General features: G+C 46.6%; 18 protein-coding genes. 16 read left to right on the forward strand and 2 right to left on the reverse strand.

Features of this window, described 5'->3' with window-relative positions; translation table 11 throughout:
- Positions 1–151 precede the first annotated feature (151 nt).
- The 8 genes from OUY18_RS13055 to OUY18_RS13090 all read left to right on the forward strand — a co-directional run bounded on the left by OUY18_RS13055 (position 152) and on the right by OUY18_RS13090 (position 9746).
- The gene (locus OUY18_RS13055; protein ID WP_268059213.1) at positions 152–976 is read left to right on the forward strand and encodes a carbohydrate ABC transporter permease; all 825 of its coding nucleotides are present in this window, start codon (positions 152–154) and stop codon (positions 974–976) included.
- 7 nt (positions 977–983) lie between these two features.
- On the forward strand, positions 984–1838 hold the full coding sequence (locus tag OUY18_RS13060; protein WP_268059214.1) for a carbohydrate ABC transporter permease: 855 nt from the start codon (positions 984–986) through the stop codon (positions 1836–1838).
- Positions 1839–1895: 57 nt separating this feature from the next.
- A complete protein-coding gene (locus tag OUY18_RS13065) occupies positions 1896–3221 on the forward strand; it encodes an ABC transporter substrate-binding protein (protein ID WP_268059215.1) in 1326 nt (441 codons plus the stop codon).
- A gap of 128 nt (positions 3222–3349) precedes the next feature.
- Entirely contained in the window at positions 3350–5365 is a 2016-nt protein-coding gene (locus OUY18_RS13070) for a glycoside hydrolase family 36 protein (RefSeq protein WP_268059216.1), read from the forward strand.
- Positions 5366–5401: 36 nt separating this feature from the next.
- Entirely contained in the window at positions 5402–6658 is a 1257-nt protein-coding gene (locus OUY18_RS13075) for a Gfo/Idh/MocA family protein (RefSeq protein ID WP_268059217.1), read from the forward strand.
- A gap of 38 nt (positions 6659–6696) precedes the next feature.
- Positions 6697–7548 (forward strand): class II fructose-bisphosphate aldolase, encoded by an 852-nt coding sequence (locus tag OUY18_RS13080; protein WP_268059218.1) that lies wholly within the window; start codon positions 6697–6699, stop codon positions 7546–7548.
- A gap of 31 nt (positions 7549–7579) precedes the next feature.
- Positions 7580–8554, forward strand: coding sequence for an N-acetylglucosamine kinase (locus OUY18_RS13085; RefSeq protein WP_268059219.1), 975 nt, complete (start codon positions 7580–7582; stop codon positions 8552–8554).
- Positions 8555–8588: 34 nt separating this feature from the next.
- Entirely contained in the window at positions 8589–9746 is a 1158-nt protein-coding gene (locus tag OUY18_RS13090) for a GNAT family N-acetyltransferase (RefSeq protein WP_268059220.1), read from the forward strand.
- 80 nt (positions 9747–9826) lie between these two features.
- Here the strand turns inward: OUY18_RS13090 and OUY18_RS13095 are convergent, their stop codons facing one another.
- Complete coding sequence (locus OUY18_RS13095; RefSeq protein WP_268059221.1) at positions 9827–10036, reverse strand: heavy-metal-associated domain-containing protein; 210 nt, start codon at positions 10034–10036, stop codon at positions 9827–9829.
- Positions 10037–10064: 28 nt separating this feature from the next.
- Positions 10065–10214 (reverse strand): hypothetical protein, encoded by a 150-nt coding sequence (locus OUY18_RS13100; RefSeq protein ID WP_268059222.1) that lies wholly within the window; start codon positions 10212–10214, stop codon positions 10065–10067.
- Positions 10215–10455: 241 nt separating this feature from the next.
- Here OUY18_RS13100 and OUY18_RS13105 point away from each other — a divergent pair, with 241 nt between their 5' ends.
- The 8 genes from OUY18_RS13105 to OUY18_RS13140 all read left to right on the forward strand — a co-directional run bounded on the left by OUY18_RS13105 (position 10456) and on the right by OUY18_RS13140 (position 18237).
- Positions 10456–11490, forward strand: a complete 1035-nt coding sequence (locus OUY18_RS13105; RefSeq protein WP_268059223.1) for an ROK family transcriptional regulator — start codon at positions 10456–10458, stop codon at positions 11488–11490.
- A gap of 17 nt (positions 11491–11507) precedes the next feature.
- Positions 11508–12641, forward strand: coding sequence for a hypothetical protein (locus tag OUY18_RS13110; RefSeq protein WP_268059224.1), 1134 nt, complete (start codon positions 11508–11510; stop codon positions 12639–12641).
- A gap of 2 nt (positions 12642–12643) precedes the next feature.
- Complete coding sequence (locus OUY18_RS13115; RefSeq protein WP_268059225.1) at positions 12644–14161, forward strand: sugar ABC transporter ATP-binding protein; 1518 nt, start codon at positions 12644–12646, stop codon at positions 14159–14161.
- Positions 14158–15114, forward strand: coding sequence for an ABC transporter permease (locus tag OUY18_RS13120; protein ID WP_268059226.1), 957 nt, complete (start codon positions 14158–14160; stop codon positions 15112–15114). The genes OUY18_RS13115 and OUY18_RS13120 overlap by 4 nt, the downstream gene beginning before the upstream one ends.
- A 44-nt stretch (positions 15115–15158) precedes the next feature.
- Positions 15159–16181: a sugar ABC transporter substrate-binding protein gene (locus OUY18_RS13125; RefSeq protein WP_268059227.1), complete on the forward strand. Its 1023-nt coding sequence runs from the start codon at positions 15159–15161 to the stop codon at positions 16179–16181.
- Positions 16144–17073 carry an ROK family protein gene (locus OUY18_RS13130; protein WP_268059228.1) on the forward strand — a complete coding sequence of 310 codons (930 nt, stop codon included), beginning with the start codon at positions 16144–16146 and terminating at the stop codon, positions 17071–17073. The genes OUY18_RS13125 and OUY18_RS13130 overlap by 38 nt, the downstream gene beginning before the upstream one ends.
- A gap of 194 nt (positions 17074–17267) precedes the next feature.
- A complete protein-coding gene (locus OUY18_RS13135) occupies positions 17268–17393 on the forward strand; it encodes a hypothetical protein (RefSeq protein ID WP_268059229.1) in 126 nt (41 codons plus the stop codon).
- Positions 17394–17721: 328 nt separating this feature from the next.
- Positions 17722–18237, forward strand: coding sequence for an O-acetyl-ADP-ribose deacetylase (locus OUY18_RS13140; RefSeq protein WP_268059230.1), 516 nt, complete (start codon positions 17722–17724; stop codon positions 18235–18237).
- Positions 18238–18504 lie beyond the last annotated feature (267 nt).

Genomic DNA, 18504 nt, shown 5'->3' on the forward strand with positions numbered 1-18504 from the left:
TAATGGCTTGGGCGAAAACTTACTGTTGAAAGGAAATGTGGCAATGGTTAATGTAAAAGCTAAACAAAAAAAACAAAAGAAGCACAGTTTTGTGTTGTTTTCACGGAAAGACATTCCTTTCTATATATTTGCAGCTCCCTGGATTATTGGAATGATTATATTTTTCCTGTATCCCGCAGTAATGTCTTTTTATTACAGCCTGACGGATTATGACATTATATCAAAACCGGTTTTTGTCGGACTGAAAAATTACATAACGCTTTTTACTAAAGACGAAATTTTCATGAAATCAGTACAAAACACCTTATATATGGTAGCTTTTTCACTGCCGCTTCAACTGATCCTGCAATTGTTACTTGCATTGATGCTGAATTGGGAAGTCAAAGGCATTGGTATTTTCCGGGCGATGTATTATATTCCGGTACTTGTCCCGCCGGTTTCCATTTCATTGCTGTTCACGATGGTCTACGATGACAACTACGGCGTATTGAACGGACTTTTACGGTTATTCGGAATACCGCCGCAGCAATGGCTGACGTCCGTACAGTTGTCAAAGCCGTCCATCATTATCATGGGATTGTGGACCGCGGGAAGCGGAATGTTGTTCTATTTGTCAAGTTTAAAGAATGTTCCAAATTCTCTTTATGAGTCAGCAAGTATCGACGGCGCTTCCGCATGGACAAAAATGTGGAAAATCACATTACCAATTATATCTCCTACAATCTTTTTCCAGCTGATCATGGGCGTAATTGCAACATTCCAGTTGTTTACGGAATCCTACGTATTAACAAAGGGCGGACCGGACTATTCCTCCTATTTTATGATGTACTATTTGTACCTTACCGCGTTTAAGGAAGGCAGGATGGGAATGGCGTCAGCAATGGCGTGGATATTATTTGTTATTATCCTTATGTTTGCGGTGTTAATCCTGAAGACATCAAAGAAGTGGGTCTATTACGCAGAGGATGAGAGGTAGCTGTAAAATGAGTAAATCCAGGAAAAAAGTATTCATGGTCAAAATAATAAAATATGTTGTACTTTCCGTTGTCGGTATCATATTTATGGCACCGCTGATTTTCCTTGTATCAAATTCCTTTAAAACATTCAGTCAGATTATTCAATTTCCGCCTTCATTAATTCCGAAACCTTTTATAACAACCAACTACACTGCTCTTTTTGACAGCACAGATCCCAACTATATTTCGTTCCCTACTTTTATCGTCAACTCATTGATTGTCAGTGTGGGGGTTGTAATCGGAACGGTTATATCCACCGTTTTGGTCGGCTATGCCTTTGCGCGGCTTCCATGCAGATTAAAGAATTTCCTGTTTATCATTTTACTTTCCACCCTAATGATTCCGCCTTCTGTACTCGTAATACCGATTTTTAAGATTTACAGAGACATTCATTTCCTCAACACGCTGAAAGCGTTGATTGTGCCGGCTTTTTTCGGAAACGCGTTCTTTATCTTTTTCATGCGGCAGTATATTATGGGAATTCCGTATGAATTAGACGAAGCGGCATATATTGATGGTGCTTCACGCTTCACAATATTATGGAAAATACTTCTCCCGCTGTGCAAGCCTGTCATTATATCCGTTGTAGTCCTTGAGTTTGTATGGACTTGGACAGATTTTTACACGCCGCTTATCTATTTAACTTCCGAGAGTAAAATGACTCTTGCAGTGGGACTCGCCATGTTCCAGGGCCAGCGTCAAGCCCTTTTGGGACTGCTCGCGGCGGCTACGGTAATCAGTATCGTTCCAATGGTTGTATTGTTCCTTGCAGCACAAAAATATTTTGTGGAAGGAATCAGCTTTTCAGGTCTGAAATCTTAAATTGGTTAACAATAGCAATCGCTATAAACTATTTAAAATTTTCGAGGAGGATTTATTATGAAAAGACGCTTTACAAAGATTTCGTCGGTGATCTTAGCAGCTGCGCTGCTCGCTTCCGCATTTACAGGCTGCGGTTCACAGGACAGCGCAAAAAAATCAAATGACCAAGTGACTACCATTCGGTACGCACGATGGGGCTTACCGGAAGAAATGAACGGTACGAAAAAAATTATTGCCGCGTTTGAAGAGTCACATAAAAACATTAAGGTAACACTTGAAAGTAGTTCATGGGATCAATACTGGGAGAAAATCCAGACGGAAATAGCGAGCAACACGGCTCCGGATGTAATGCTGATGGACGGCGGATGGTATTTAACGCAGTTTGCTCCGAAAGGTATACTGGCTGATATCGGTCCCCTCATGGAGAAGGACAAGATATCGAAAGATGATTACTTTAACGTTTGGCAAACATTCACTTATAACAATAAAATTTACTCGATGCCGCGTGATTACAACTCCATAGTCCTATATTATAATAAGAGCTTGTTCAAGGCTGCCGGCATTACGGAAGTTCCCAACGGCAATATGACATGGGATCAGATCGTAAAACTTGCTCAGAAACTGACGCTCGATAAAAATGGGAAAAATGCGACAGAGCCGGGATTTGATCCAAACAATATAGAGCAGTATGGACTTTATGTGCCGTATGACAACGTTGATTCGACCATTGAAACGCTGATCTGGCAAAAAGGCGGCAGACTGATGAGCGTTGATAAGAATACTTGTCAGATCGATTCTCCGGAATCGAAGAGCGTGCTTCAATTCCTCTATGATCTTAACTATAAATATCATGTAAGTCCTACGTATTCCGCCGCACTAAAATACGGTGAAGAACAATTCCCAACAGGGAAATTTGCAATGGTATACCAGGGTTCCTGGCTGCAGTCTTCGCTTGCCGATGCGAAGTTTGACTGGGACATTGCAGTTGCTCCGTCATTCGATAAAAAGGTTTACTGCACACAAAGCGTTGGGAATGCAATTCTTACAACCTCAAGCAATCAGGAAGCGGCGTGGGAATTTGTAAAGTACATGTCAGGCAAAGAAGGCCAGACGATCATGGCACAGTCAAAAGATTCCATCCCAGTACTGAAAGATGTCGCTGAGAATTTCTATGTAAAATTACCCGGAAATCCGCAAAATAAACAGGCGATCTTTGATGAAGCTGTTTCTTCCGTACCGAATGTAGATTTTAAGCAAAAGTCGACAATTTACGATGCAATCAAAAATATAGAGCCTTTGTACTTCAATAAAAAAGCAACTCTTGATGAGACGGTTAATAATATCCTGGCAAAAGTAAAGAGTATTCAAAACTCCGCAAACTAATCGATACAGACTCAGCTGCAATGGTAAGAAAACAAAACGTTTTCTTACCATTGCAGCGAATAAATCCTATCCGGCGGAGGACATTCACGGCAATAAATGTTGATAAGAGAATAAGTGGGGAATAAAGAATGGCAGAATACGATATTTGTAAGGCGCCTATTGTGGTTTCCAACAAAGAAATTGGTATTGCGTTTGATACACAAATGAGAAGCCGTATAGTAAACAATTATAATAAGGAAACCGCAGCCTTCGGAAATTTTGAGAATTCACATTATATCACAACCTGCGAAGGAAAAGTGGAAGAATTTCAGTTTCTGAATAGAAAAAGCGAGGAGATAACAAATGAATTTGGAAAAGGGATGGAACACACCCTTTCCGGGACATCAGGCAGTATAGAAAAAGTTCTCAGTCTAAAAGTGTATGAGATGTTTCCATCTACGATCTTCATAAAAGCGCGGTACAAAAATATTGGCACAAGCAGTATCAGGGTAACCGGCTGGGTAAATAACCAGTATACGATCTGTTCCGATGAAAAGGAAAGGGATGATCTTTTTTGGTCGTTTCAGGGGGCTTCCTACGAGGAAAGAACAGACTGGATTCTGCCGCTGAAGAATGGCTTCTCAAGAAAAAATTTCATGGGCATGAACGACTCGGATTATGGCGGAGGCATTCCGCTTTCCGATGTTTGGAAAAGAGATATCGGAATAGCGGTCGGCCATTGTGAAAGTATTCCGAAGCTTGTCAGTTTACCCGTTGAAGTTTCGGGCGGAAGGGCAACCATATCTGTTACATATGAAAAAGACAGGATACTTGAGGTCGGTGAAACAATGGATACAGCGGAAACGTTTGTCATGCTGCATCAAGGCGATTGTTTCAATTCTCTTACGGAATACAGAAAAATAATGGAGATAAAAGGGATAAAACCCGCTCCGATCAATAAAGAAGGATATGAGCCGGCATGGTGCGCATGGGGATATGAACGCAATTTTAAAGTAAGTCAAATATATGAAGCGCTTCCGATGGTAAAAAAGCTCGGCTTCAAATGGGTTTGTATTGATGACGGCTGGCAGTATGAAGAAGGGGACTGTGAACCTTCAAAAGAAAGGTTCCCCGACGGAGAAGGCGGAATCAAAGAATTCGTGCGAAAAATCCATGAACAGGGGTTAAAGGTTCAGCTTTGGTGGATACCAATGGCTTGTGATCCGAAGTCCCGGTATTATGCAAAACATCCCGACAGCGTTATCCTCGACGTGAACGGGAATAAACAGGATGTTACATGGTGGGACAATTACTATTTATGTCCGGCCTGTGAGGACGTAAAAGAGTATACGAAAGAAAGCGTTCGGAAGATACTCAAAGATTGGGATTTTGACGGATTAAAAATTGACGGTCAGCACTTGAATGCCGCGCCGCCGTGCTACAATGAAAAACATCATCATAAAAATCCGGAAGAATCCTTTGAAGCGGTTCCTGAATTTTTCAAGATGATTTATGATGAGGCAAAACAAATTAAACCGGATGCCCCTATTATGTTCTGTCCCTGCGGAGACTGCTGTTCTTTCTTTACAATGCCCTATTTTGATATGCCGGTTGCATCGGATCCGGAAAGCTCATGGCAGGTAAGATCAAAGGGGAAAGTAATCAAAGCGCTGATGGGCAGCAATGTCCCTTATAACGGTGACCATGTTGAATTGAGCGATGATGAATGTGATTTTGCATCCACAGTAGGAATTGGCGGCGTTATCAATACAAAATTCACCTGGCCGGTGGGTTCAAGTCCTGTTTCCATCGTGAAAGAGGGAGCTAATTTTGACCTCAGTCCGGAGAGGGAAGCGCTCTATCAATCGTGGATTGCTATCTACAGGAAAAAAATGCTTTCATCGGGTGAATATATCGGCAGCCTGTACAGCTTGGGATTTGATGTTCCGGAATGCCACGTAATACGGAAATCAAACAAAATGTATTATTCATTCTATGCGGACAGCTTCACGGGAGAAGTGACATTAAAAGGTCTGGAGAACAAACCCCACGTTGTGTTGGATTATGTCAACAAAAAAGAGATTGCAAGACTTCAGCCGAACGAAACGAAAATCAATGTAAATTTTGAAAAGTTCCTTTTAATTGAAGTCAGCGAAGCGATTTAAAAAGAAGCATACATAATTAAAATTGATGAGGATATTATGAAAAAAATTACAGCGATCTTAATGGGCGCGGGTTTAAGGGGAATGGATGCCTATGCGGACTACGCGCTGAGAAATGAAAACGAGATTCAATTCGTTGCAGTTGCCGAACCGGACCGCGAAAGAAGAGTGCGGTTTCAGAAATTGCATCATATTCCGGCCGAGAATTGCTTTGAAAACTGGGAACAGATTCTTGCTGTACCGAAGCTGGCAGACGCCGCTCTTATCTGCACGCAGGATCAGATGCACTTTAAGCCGACAATGAAGGCAATGGAGATGGGATATGATATTCTGCTCGAAAAACCAATGTCCACAAGCCCGAAAGAATGCATGGAGCTTGGCAAATACGCAAATGAGCACAAGCGGATTCTATGCATTTGCTATGTTCTGCGTTATACTCCTTTCTTTATGGCCTTAAAGAAATTGGTTGAGAGCGGCAGAATAGGAAAACTTATTTCGGTACAGCACAATGAAAATGTTGGATACTGGCACATGGCGCACAGCTTTGTACGCGGCAATTGGAGAAACTCCGATGAATCCAGCCCGATGATCTTGCAAAAGAGCTGCCATGATATGGATATCCTTCGTTGGCTGATCGGCGCGGATTGTGTAAATATGTCTTCCTTCGGGGACCTTTCCTACTTTAAGGAAGAGAATGCGCCAAGCGGTGCTCCGTTAAGATGTCTTGACGGCTGCAAGTATAAAAATGAATGTGCGTATTATGCCCCCAAACTTTATCTTACGGAAGACACCGATTGGCCGACTTCGGCAATCAGCAATGATCATAGCTATCAGGCACGCGTTCGGGCATTAAAAGAAGGACCTTATGGCAGATGCGTTTTCCAGTGTGACAATAATGTGGTTGACCATCAGGTAGTCAACATGGAATTTGCAAACGGTGCTACCGCTGCATTCACAATGTGCGCGTTTACCAATGAGATCAGCAGAACGATTAAACTGATGGGCACAAAAGGTGAAATCAGAGGCGCAATGGAAAAGAATGAAATAGAAATTAAAGAATTCGGGACGGGTATCACGGACGTGATGCACATACAGGAAACAGAGTCCGGGCACAGCGGCGGCGACGATGGCATTATGAAGGATTTTATAAGCCTTCTGCAAGCGGGAAAAACGGATGTGGATTACTGCATTGATAATTCCGTGCATAGTCATATCATGGCGTTTGCAGCTGAAAAAGCAAGGGCGGAAAAGAAGGTTATAAACATAGAAGAGTATAAAAGCCAGTTTGCAGACTAAAGTTTTTGGAAATTGATAAGAAATAAAGGGGAATAAATATGTCTCTTGTTACGAGCGAAAAAATCTTAATGGATGCCCAAAGGGGTAATTATGCGATCGGAGCATTCAACGCTGAAAACATGGAAATGGTACAGGGAATCATTGAGGCGGCTGAAGAATTAAAGTCTCCTGTGATTATTCAAACAACGCCGGGAACGATTAAATATGGCGGACTGCGTTATTACTATTCCAATGTGTACGCGGGAGCGAGCGCGGCAAGTGTTCCGGTTGTTCTTCATCTTGACCACGGTTCCAGTTTTGAATTGGCGTCTGGGGCTTATCGCGAAGGCTATACTTCCATTATGATCGATGGCTCGAAACTTCCTTTCGAAGAGAACATAGCCCTTACACGGAAAGTTGCAGAGATGTGCAATCCCGGCAATATCCCCGTAGAAGCAGAGCTTGGCAGAGTGGGCGGCAAGGAAGATGATCTCGTTTCGAATGATGACATTTATACCGACCCCGAAAAAGCAGCAGAGTTTGTTAAGAAGACAAGCATTTCGTCCCTTGCGGTTGCAATCGGGACAGCCCATGGGTTCTATGCCAAAACGCCGGTGCTGGATGTAAACCGTCTGACAGAAATACGCAAAGTAGTGGATATTCCGCTTGTATTGCATGGAGCTTCCGGCCTTACGGATGAACAAGTTATGGAATGTATAAAGAGGGGCATATGCAAAGTGAATTTTGCGACGGAGCTTCGCGATGCATTCTCCAAAGGGGTAAAAAAAGTCATCGGGGAAAATCCGGATGTTTTTGATCCGAAGGTATACTGCAAGGAAGGCAAAGAATGCGTCAAGGAATTAGTGAAGCATAAAATGCTTGTATGCGGAAGCGTAAACACCGCAAGGTAAAGTTCCATTACATGGCAAAGGAGCATAGCGCATGTATTATCTTGGCATTGACGGCGGCGGCACAAAAACCGCCTTTGAAATTATAGATGACAAGGGCAATATCGTATCCTCATGCAAAACGGCCACTTGCAGCTATCTTCAGATCGGCAAGGAAAACTACGGCAAGGTGGTTCAGGAAGGCGCAGCGGATGTCTGCGCAAAAGCAAACATCCGCGTATCGGATATCGATTATTCGTGTGTTGGGATACCGAGCTTCGGTGAAACTTCATCCGATACACCGGATTTAGTGAACATTACCCGGAGCGCTTTGCAAAGCGGCAATGTAGAATGCGTAAACGACGTAGTGGTTGCCTGGGCAGGATCTCTTGCCTGTGAGCCGGGAATTAACCTTTTAGCGGGAACCGGCTCCATGGGCTATGGAATGGATCAGAAAAACCATGCTGTAAGATCGGGCGGATGGGGGCATTTATTCGGCGACGAAGGCTCCGCGTATTGGCTGGGGAAAAAGCTGATCGAACTGTTTACCAAGCAGGCGGACGGACGGGTTGAAAAAGGAAAAACATATGAAATCGTATGCGAAGAATTCGGTTTAACATCTGATTTTGATTTTATATCGGCTGTGTACAATAAATTGGAGTTTAAACGGGATGAAATTGCCAAGTTACAGCTCTTGCTTTGTAAAGCGGCTGAACAAGGCGACCACTATGCAATCGATCTTTACAGGCAGGCCGCTTACGAACTGAGTCTTATCGTCTCAGCAATCATTAACCAATTGGAATTTGACAAGGACAAGAGCATAACCGTTTCCTATTCCGGGGGCATCTTTAAAGCGGGAGAGCTGATTTTTGCTCCATTAAAAGAATACATGAGCAGCTATAATATTACGCTGAAAAAACCCCTGCTCAGTCCGGTTACAGGCGCCGCTTTATACGCATTGGTGTCTCATACTTCTTATAAAAATAAAAGTATTATTGACAATTTATACCGGCAGGAAAAAGAGCTTTGATTTGTTTTGACATCTATAATGGAGGAAATCTTACATGGAAGTTCGAGAAGTAAGCCCTGATGAATACATTGAAGCACGTAAAGTGCAGTCTGTTGCCTTCGACCTGGGTATTGATTTCAACAGTTATATGGCGAATGAAAATGATCGCAATTGCCGCGCGGTTTTCGAAGACGGTAAGATTTGTGCATGCCTGGACTATCTGCCGTTTTGTGCAATGCTTAACGGCAGGCGGGTCGGCATGGCGGGCATCGGCGGGGTGGCGTCGTTGCCGGAGGGAAGACGCAAGGGCTATGTACGTGCGCTGTTTAGGAACATACTCCAAGAAGCAAAGGAAAACGGTGACACGCTGTCCTATCTGTTCCCGTTTTCAAACGTATATTACCGGCAATTCGGTTATGAGTCCTGCATGGTCAAAAATTCCACAACGATACCGCTTTCCTCGTTTCAGGGGATGAAACAGGGCGGGAATATGCGGATGTATCATCCCGGAGAAAACAGCAGCCCCATACGGGAAGCCTACGAGCGGTTTGCTTTGGATAAAAACTTTATGCTGATTCGCAGTGAGGAAGCATGGCAAAAAAAGTTAAATGAGGACCCGTATAAAAATAACCGGTATGTTTATGTTCACTACAACGCCAAGAATCAGGCGGATGGTTATATTATTTTCGCTTCGAAAAAACCAGCCATCCTTGTGGAGGAGTTAATCTGGTTAAATAGGGAGTCCCTGTGCAGCATTCTTGGATTTTTGGGCGGTTTTGCGGGAAGATGCAAAATCTTTCGGTATAAGGCACCGGCATTTCTGAATTTTCGCCTGCTCATCCCCGAACCGTATGATGTGAAATCCGAGGGCGTTTGCGATGGTATGGGCCGAATTGTAGACGCAGCGCGTGCATTGAAAACGCTGACAATACCACAGGATACGGAAAAAACAGTAATTCAGGTTAAAGATGATTTTCTCGATTGGAACAATGATACCTTTTGCGTATATCCGCGAAACGGTGAAACGCAGGTTGAAAGGACAGCTGCTGCGCCGGACTTGGTGTGCGACGTGCGCACGCTTGTGCAGTTGCTTTCCGGCTACGTTACGCTGGAAGATTGCCTGCAGCTCGGCAGTGCCGAAACTAGCGGTAAATTTGAAATGCTTGCCCGGATCTTTATGAAACGGACTGTTTTTATTAACGATGATTTTTAAAAATAAAACCCTGCAATCACCAAAACGGTGATATGCAGGGTTTATTTTCTTACGATGGGGCTATTTCAAGGCTGGTGCGGTTATTCATATTCAATTTTAAATCCGGTATGCTCGATGCAGTCTTTGATTTCCAGCTCCGTCGCGGGTTCGTTATAATCCACCTTTACGGTGCTCGACGCCAGATTTACGCCGACTTCCTGAACGCCCTGCAATTTATTCAGCGCGTTCTTAATTTGGGTTTTGCATTCTTTATTCTGAATTCCGGAAACGTTGCATAATACCGTGTTCATTAAATCGCCCTCTCCATATTTAATAAATTTAATTACCATCTTTTTCGTGTTTAGCGGCATGCACCCCGATTTTACGACCGTTAAGGATACCGGCGTCCTCGTTTCCCTTCGGTTTCATTTTCCGCAATTCCGGGTTGCTCTTTTCTCTGTCTTTCATCCGGTTTTTATTATTATCCATACCCTTTTTCCTTTCGTAAAGACCTTTTCTACCTGATTTAGTATCTATGAAACCAGTCGGATTTATGCAGGCCTTCGTTTTGCTGTTTGTGCCATGGGTTCAATCGGAAAAGAGTATTGTAAAATTGAAATTTACCTATAAATATTTAGAAATTCGACCGAAATCTATTGACTTTACAAGGAAGATGATTATAATATAGTTTATAAACTAAATAAAGTAAGTAGCGATGAAAGGGTCAACGATGGAAAAAATAAGCGGAAATCCGGCTATCCTGAAAAAAGTGAATAAAGATTTGATTAAGGAGACGCTGAAGGAATTTCCGAAAAGCACCAAGCCGCAGCTGGCGCAGAAGGTGGGGCTGAGTCTCGCCACGGTCAATAAAGCGGTGGAGGAACTGGTGGAAAGCGGGGAGGCGCGCTGTCTTGGCTATATCGATTCCACGGGCGGCCGCCGCGCGAAGTGTTACAAGCTAAATGAGAATTTTGAACTGATCCTCACCGTATTCATTCAGTCCGGCCATTACTACTGCGCCGTATTGGACATGGACGGAAAAGTGGTTTCCAGCGCGGTGCATCAGCACGAAGAGGGCGACTGGACGCAGGAACTTTACAATGTGATCGATAAAAGCCTTGCGGGCTGCGACGGGAAGAAGGTTTCCTCCATCGGCGTGGCGGTTCCGGGTTCCGTAAACGGCGATGAAATCAGCAATATTCCCACCATTCCCCAGTGGGAGGGCTTCGCCCTCAAGGCCGATTTGGAAAAGCGTTATGCGATGGCGGTTGTGGTGGAAAACGATATCAACGCCGCTACCTTGGGCGTATATGATAAATACACGGGTACGGGCGCCAAGAATATGCTTTTCCTGCATATCAAGCAGGGAATCGGCGCCGGTGTGGTGATCAACAGCAAACTGCATAAGGGCAGGCATAATTTTGCCGGAGAGCTTTCGTATATGCGGCTGGCTTCCGGAACAAGCGGGGAAACGCTGGAAGGAACCCTTCACCGGCTTTGCAATGACCGAAAGGCCGTTATCGAACTGGTGGCGGAGCTTTTAGCGAATGTCATCTGCGTAATCGAGCCGGATTTAATTGCAATCGATACCTGTTACCTTTCCGAAGAAGACGCGGGGGAGCTGAAAAAAGTCCTTTCGGGGTATATTTCATCGGAATACCTTCCGCGGATTTTTATCCGGCCGGTACAGGATGTGATTTACATACGCGGCCTGTTTGTACTCTGCGTTCATAAAACACAGAATTCGGTTGAATTATATCAATAGGAAAAAGGGGAGTATGCATGAAATACCTTGTGCAGGCGTTTACCGGCGGGTTTCACGACTGCCGCGTTACAGCGGAGCGGTTATTGGAGCGGATTCGCTGCGCGGACGATCTGCTGGACACGGAGGGTGTAATCCTTGGCTGGAGCTTCGACCGAAGTCTGTACCAGCCTGCACTGGAAGAACTTCACAAGCGGGGAAAGCGCGGCTACCTTTGGCTTCCGGTGTTCTCAGAAGTTTCCGGCGCGGCGAAAAGCGTGCCCGCCGTTGATTACAATGGAAATCCGCACGCCGCCGCAAAGGTTATTCAAGGGGAAGACTTTACATTTGTATGCCCTTCCAATCCCGTGAACATCGAAAACGTTCAGAAGATTTATCGGGAGAGGTTTGACGGGTTCGCGTTCGATGGTGTGTTTCTCGATAAAATCCGCTTTTCTTCCTTTGGCAACGGTTTTTCACCGGCAATGGGCTGTTTCTGCGAAAGCTGCCGCCAAAGGTATCAAAAAGCGGGAATTGATTCAGCCGAGCTCAAAGAGCGGATGAACCGGAAGGATAAATCTTTTTTACTCCCCTATAAACAGGAAAACGGGAGATACCTTTTTACGGACATCTTAATAAATAAATTTTATAAAGAAAGGTCGGCGGTCATTACCGATGCGGTCAAAGAGCTGGCGGATTTCTTCCATAGGCTTGGCCTGCAGGTGGGTTTGGATGTTTACGCGCCGTTGTTCAGCTATTTTGTCGGGCAGGACGTCGAGGCGCTTTCCCGCAGCGCAGATTTTATAAAGCCGATGATTTACCGTGTTACCGATGCGCCGGCGGGGATTCCCTACGAAGCGGGCTGCATGGAGCGGGAGTTTCGCGGCAATGGCTGCGAGTTTGCGGGCGTTCTGGAAAAGCTCTGGCATACGGCGGATCTGTGTTCCGCCGTATCGCTGCAATATCAGCTGAAGGCGCTTTCGAACGTACACTGTCCCCTTTATACGGGATTTGAAATCAATGCGAAACCGGACATTTGCCATACGAATCCGGATTATATCCGGCAGACCGTGGAAGTACTGAAGTCACAGGGCGCCGAACAGGCCGTGCTTTCATGGGATATCCTTTCGGATACGCGGAATCATCTTGAATTGCTGGCGCAAGGAGGAAAATAAATGTGAATAAGCTTCTATCCCTGAAAAAAATCTGCAAAAGCTTCGGCCCGGTCGGCGTGCTGAAAAACGTCGATTTCTCGCTGGAACGCGGGGAGGTACGCGCGCTTCTGGGCGCAAACGGCGCGGGGAAATCCACGCTGATCAAAATTATCGGCGGCGTTATTCCCCAGACCTCCGGTGAAATCGAGCTGAACGGGCAGCCCGCCCAAATCGTTTCGCCGATCGACGCACAGCGGAAGGGCATCAGCATTATCCATCAGGAGCTGAGCGTTATTCCGCAGCTTACGGTGCTGGAAAACTTCTTCCTTGGGCGGGAAATGACCAAAAACGGCGTGCTGGACAAGAAGGGAATGATTCAGCGCTACAACGAAATCTGCTCGGAAATGGGGTTCGACATCCCGTGGCGCGTCCGGGTCCGGGAGCTGAGCATTGCCAAACGGCAGATGGTGGAAATCATGAAGGCGGTATCCTGTGATTCCGAACTGATTATTATGGATGAGCCGACGACCTCCCTTACCGACAATGAAAAGAAAAACCTGTTTCAGATCATACATAGCCTGAAAGCGAAAAACAAAACGATTATTTATATCTCCCATATGCTGGAGGAAGTCTTTGAAGTCTGCGACAATGTAACGGTGATGCTTGGCGGCGAGATCGTGGGGAATTACCCGATCGGCGAACTCGACCAGCACCGGATTGCGGAGCTGATGGCGGGCGAAACGCTCGCGGTGGGGCACGATCAGCATGTAAGCCACGCGGATTACAGCAAAACGCCGGTTCTTGAAGTGAAAAACCTTTCGCATGCCGGAAAATTCCAAGATGTCAGCTTTACCCTTTATCCGGGCGAAATCCTTGGGTTTGCCGGTCTGGTGGGAGCGGGGCGCAGCGAAATCGTACGCTCGATTTTTGGCGCCGACCGCTGCACAGACGGAGAGATTTTACTCGACGGTAAGCCGTGTGCGATTCATTCGCCGGCGGACGCGATTCGAAACGGCATCGGCCTGATTCCGGAGGACCGCAAAACGCAGGGGCTGGTTTTAAAACAGGAAATTTATAAAAACGCGACGATTCTCAGTCTGGACGCGATGAAGAAAAACCACATGCTCAATAAAAAGAAGGAACTGGATTACACCGAAAAAGCGGTTGAAAAGCTTACCATCAAGGTTTCCGATATACAGAACCGCGTGCGGAGCCTTTCGGGCGGCAATCAGCAGAAAATTGTGGTAGCCAAATGGCTCGGCAAGGATCTGCGCGTGCTGATTTTCGACGAACCCACCAAGGGAATCGACGTTCGTGCAAAGGAAGATATCTTTTCTACCGCAGAACAATTCGCTGCCAAAGGCGTTGCGGTCATCTTTATCTCTTCGGATTTGGAAGAAGTGCTGCGCGTGTCCGACCGGATTGTGATGATCCACAGCGGAAAACTCATAAAAGTGCGTAAAAATGAGAACCTTACGGTAGCCGACCTGATGAACGACATCCTTGTAAAGCAGACCATAGAAGATGGAGGAGCAAAATGATGGTTAAATTGGAGACGAAACATTTTAAAATGAGCGATTACGGGGTGCTGATCGGTTTTATCGTACTCTGTGTCGCCGTGGGAATTGCGGCGCCGACTTTTTTTGGCGCGCGTAATATTCTGAACCTGCTGAGGCAGTCGTCCATCATCGGGATTATTGCCGTCGGCATGACCAGCGTCATTATTTCCGGCAACTTCGATATTTCAGTCGGCGCAATCGCCGCCATATCCGGTGCGGTTGTCATGAAGCTTTTAGGGAATGCCGTACCGCTTCCGCTCGTTATCCTGGCCGGTCTTGCGCTGGGCCTTTTCATCGGTGTGTGCAACGGCGTTGTCGTTGCAAAGTTCGCCGTGCCTTCCCTGATCGCGACCATGGGCATGACGACGATTCTGAACGGCGCGGTTCTGATGGTTACCGGCGGATATCCGATTTCCGGCAAGTACGATCTGTTTGACTACATCGGCAACGGATATATTCTGAATATCCCTATCCCGGTGATCATCTTTGCCCTTGCCGTCGCCGGTATGTTTTTTATTTTGCGCAGCACAAAATTCGGCAGATATATCTTCGCTGTGGGCGGAAACGAAGAATCCAGCCGCTTGTCCGGTATTAAGCCGGACCGCATCAAAATCATGGTGTTTGCGGTGAGCGGCATGCTTTCCGCGCTAGCCGGAATTGTTCTGTCCTCCCGTTTGGGCACCGCGACGCCCGTTGCCGGCGCCGGGTATGATATGGACGCCATCGCGTCGGTTGTAATCGGCGGCACCAGCGTTCTCGGCGGGGAAGGCAGCGTACTGAAAACGGTTATCGGCGTTCTGTTCATGAGCGTAATCAACAATGCGTTCAACCTTTTGGGCGTGGACGTGTATTTCCAGTATATTGTCAAGGGTTTGATTATCATTATCGCCGTCGGCGCGGACAGCTACAGCCGGAAGAAAGCGATGCTTGCGTGATTTGCAGCGGATGCTGTTAATATAAAAATAATGGAGGAAATGTTATGAAAAAGCTTACCAGATTTACCAGTCTCGCATTAGCCCTGATCATGGCCTGCTCTGTAACCGCGTGTTCAAAAGACGGCTCCGGAACGCAGTCAAAGGCCGAAGAGCAAAGCGCGGCCTCATCCGCCGATACGTCGGCGAAAGCGGAAGGAAAACAGAAGCGGGTCGCCGTGCTGCTGCCGGGCTCCACCGGATACTTTGTAGCGACCAAGGCCGGTATGGACAAAGCCGCAAAGGAGAACAACATAAAACTCGAATATTCCGACGCCCAGTGGGATGCGACCAAACAGCTTTCCCAGGTGGAGGACGCGATTACCAAGGGCGTTGATTTAATCGCCGTCTGTGCCGCAGACGCCGATGCAATCAAACCGGCGATCAAATCCGCAAACGACGCGGGAATCCCGATTCTGGCGTTTACCAATGCGATCGGCGACGACCCGTCCGGAAAATATGAGGGACTGGTTTCCTATGTCGGACAAAGCGAAGTGGCGACCGGCGCTCTTTGCGCGAAAATCGCAAAAGACATGCTGGGTTCAAAGGGCGGCAATATTGTCTTAATCGAAGGCAGGCCGGGTACCTATCCGCAGCGCTACCGCCGCAAGGGATTCACGGACGCGATCAAGGATACCCCGAACATGAAAGTCGTGTACACACAGACGAGCAACTGGGAAAAGGAACAGGCTCTGAAAATCACGGAAGATCTGATTCAGAAGGGCACAAAGTTTGACCTTGTTTTCGCGCAGGACGACAACTCCGCCATCGGCGCCGGGAAAGCGCTCAAAGAAGCCGGTCTGAAGGATAAGGTAAAGGTCATCGGCTTAGGCGGCAGCATCGACGGTCTGCATGCCCTGAAAGACGGCGTAATCGACGCAACGACCTTTATGTCCGCGGAGGAAGAAGGAAAACTGGCAATCGAGACGGCGAGCAAGTCCCTGAACGGCGAAAAAGTAGAGCCCGTAACAGAATTAAAGCAGGTGGAAGTAAATGGCCAAAACGTTGACACCTTCAAAGGTGAATGGTGATTTGAAAGTTTATTTGGGAATCGATATCGGCGGCACGATGATTAAATGGGGAATGATCCGTTCCGATGGGGAAATGCTCAAAAAAGGGCTGATCCCCACGGAACCGGAGCTTGGCCGTCAGTGCTTTCTGAATAAACTGACCGCGCTGATTTCCGAAACAAAGGAGCAGGGAATCGCGGGTGTCGGAATCAGTACGGCGGGAATCGTTGATTCCGAGAGCGGCACCATCGTTGCCGGAATCGAGAACATTCCGTTTCTGGAAAGCCTGAATTTAAAGGCGTTTCTGGAAGAAAACACAGGCATGCCCGTGCGGGTTCTTAACGACGTGCGCGCGGCCGCGCTGGGTGAAAAATGGATGGGCGCCGGGCAGGACTGCGATACCTTTTTCTGCATGACCATCGGCACCGGCATCGGCGGCTGCCTGATGATGAACTCGAAAATCTTTGAAGGCGCGCATTTTCGCGCAGGCGAAATCGGCTATTTAGACTATCGGAATGAAAACCAGTATCTTGAAAAACGTTCCTCGGCCAAAGGGCTGCTGGATACGGCAAAAGAAGAATTCGGAGAAGATATTTCCAGCCGTTCCTTCTTTGAGCGCGTCCGGCAGGAGGATGAACATGCCTGCAGCGTATTCAACCATTGGGTTGAAAAAATCGCCCGGGCGATTGCAACGGTTGTTATTCTGTTTGATCCGCAGAAGATCATTGTGGGCGGCGGCATCACGGAGCAGGGAAGTCTGCTGCTGAACGCGATCCGCCGGAAAACCGCAGAATATCTGCCGAACGGCTTTGCCGAACAGTGCCCGATTGAACTTGCGGGCTGTAAAAACGGCGCCGGTATGGTGGGAGCCGTCCGCTTTTTAATGGATTCCATGGATTTTCCTGCTACATAGTTGTTACCGTACATTTCATAATCGTATAGGAATACCCCCGCCATGCGGTATAAACCATATGGCGGGGGCATTCTTTTGAATAAACACGGGAATCGGACTTTAGCGCCAAAAGGACTGCGAAACTCCTTGCCGAATATGCTATAATCGTTTTATAAAAAGCTATATATATAGAAAAGGAAAGACGAGGATCATCCATGCCAGCCGCCGGACCGATCAATCGGATTGACTTTTCCACAGAAACGAGGGAATCGGTTGAAAATTCGGTCTTGCCGAAATCCAGTTCGTTCTACGTCAAGAAAAACATGGAACGGGGATTGTAAAGGGATATCCCTTTGCAGAAAGAAATGCCGGTATCTTTATTTTCTTCAGCCCAAAAAGAAACCGAGATTTACCGCCGAATAAAGATTATTCGAATCTACCGGTACAGGGGCTTTCCCTGTTATAACTTCTTCTTGAATGTTTCACCAGCGGGAAAGGGAATTGCCTTTACATGTGATGAAATGCAAAATGAAATCCCACAACAAAATTCAGGTCAGGAAAATATGGAATCGGGAAGCCTGCTCCGGTTCCACTTGAAATTTCACACTCGGAAGAATAGAATATAGCCAAAGGTTTTGTTGGATTAAAGATTGACAGGGGAGGAATTCCATGCGTTTTCAAATTATTCAAGGCGATATCACGACAATGGACACCGATGCCATCGTAAATGCGGCCAATCCCTCTCTTTTGGGCGGCGGCGGCGTGGACGGGGCTATCCATCGCGCGGCCGGGCCGGAGCTTCTGGCGGAATGCCGGACGCTTCACGGCTGCGAAACCGGAAAGGCAAAAATCACGAAGGGCTACCGCCTTCCCGCGAAATACGTGATTCACACGCCGGGGCCGGTCTGGCGCGGCGGAAACGCCGGGGAACGTGAACTTTTGCAAAGCTGCTACCGGTCCTGCCTTTCGCTGGCGGCTCAGAACCACTGCCGCTCGGTTGCCTTTCCGTCGATCAGCACGGGTGTCTATCGCTTTCCGCTGAATCCGGCGGCGGAAATCGCGGTAAAAACTATACGGGAATTCTGTAAAGATAACAAAGAAATCGAAGAGGTTTTTATGGTCTGCTTCGATCCCGATACAAAGGCCGCCTACGACGCGGCTTTTCAAAGAGAAACAACTGCATGAAGCTGCGCCCGGGAGATTTTTGTTCTCTTGGGCGCAGTTTCATGCAATCTGTTTATTCATCATCCTGGGGAAGTTCGTATATGTGATTTGATAAAAGTTAAAAATATGACGGCATGTAATTATAATTGCAGACTTTTATACTATAATCATATATCCAGTCAATGAGCGAATGTTCCGGTCAAGCCCCCAATAGAATATCGGAAGATAGGAATTTTAAAAAAATTCAAAAAAAATCAAAAAAAGGGTTGACTTCGGGCTGGGTATTTG

The organism is Caproiciproducens galactitolivorans (assembly GCF_026672255.1).
In the GTDB taxonomy this organism is placed as follows: Bacteria; Bacillota; Clostridia; order Oscillospirales; family Acutalibacteraceae; genus Caproiciproducens; species Caproiciproducens galactitolivorans_A.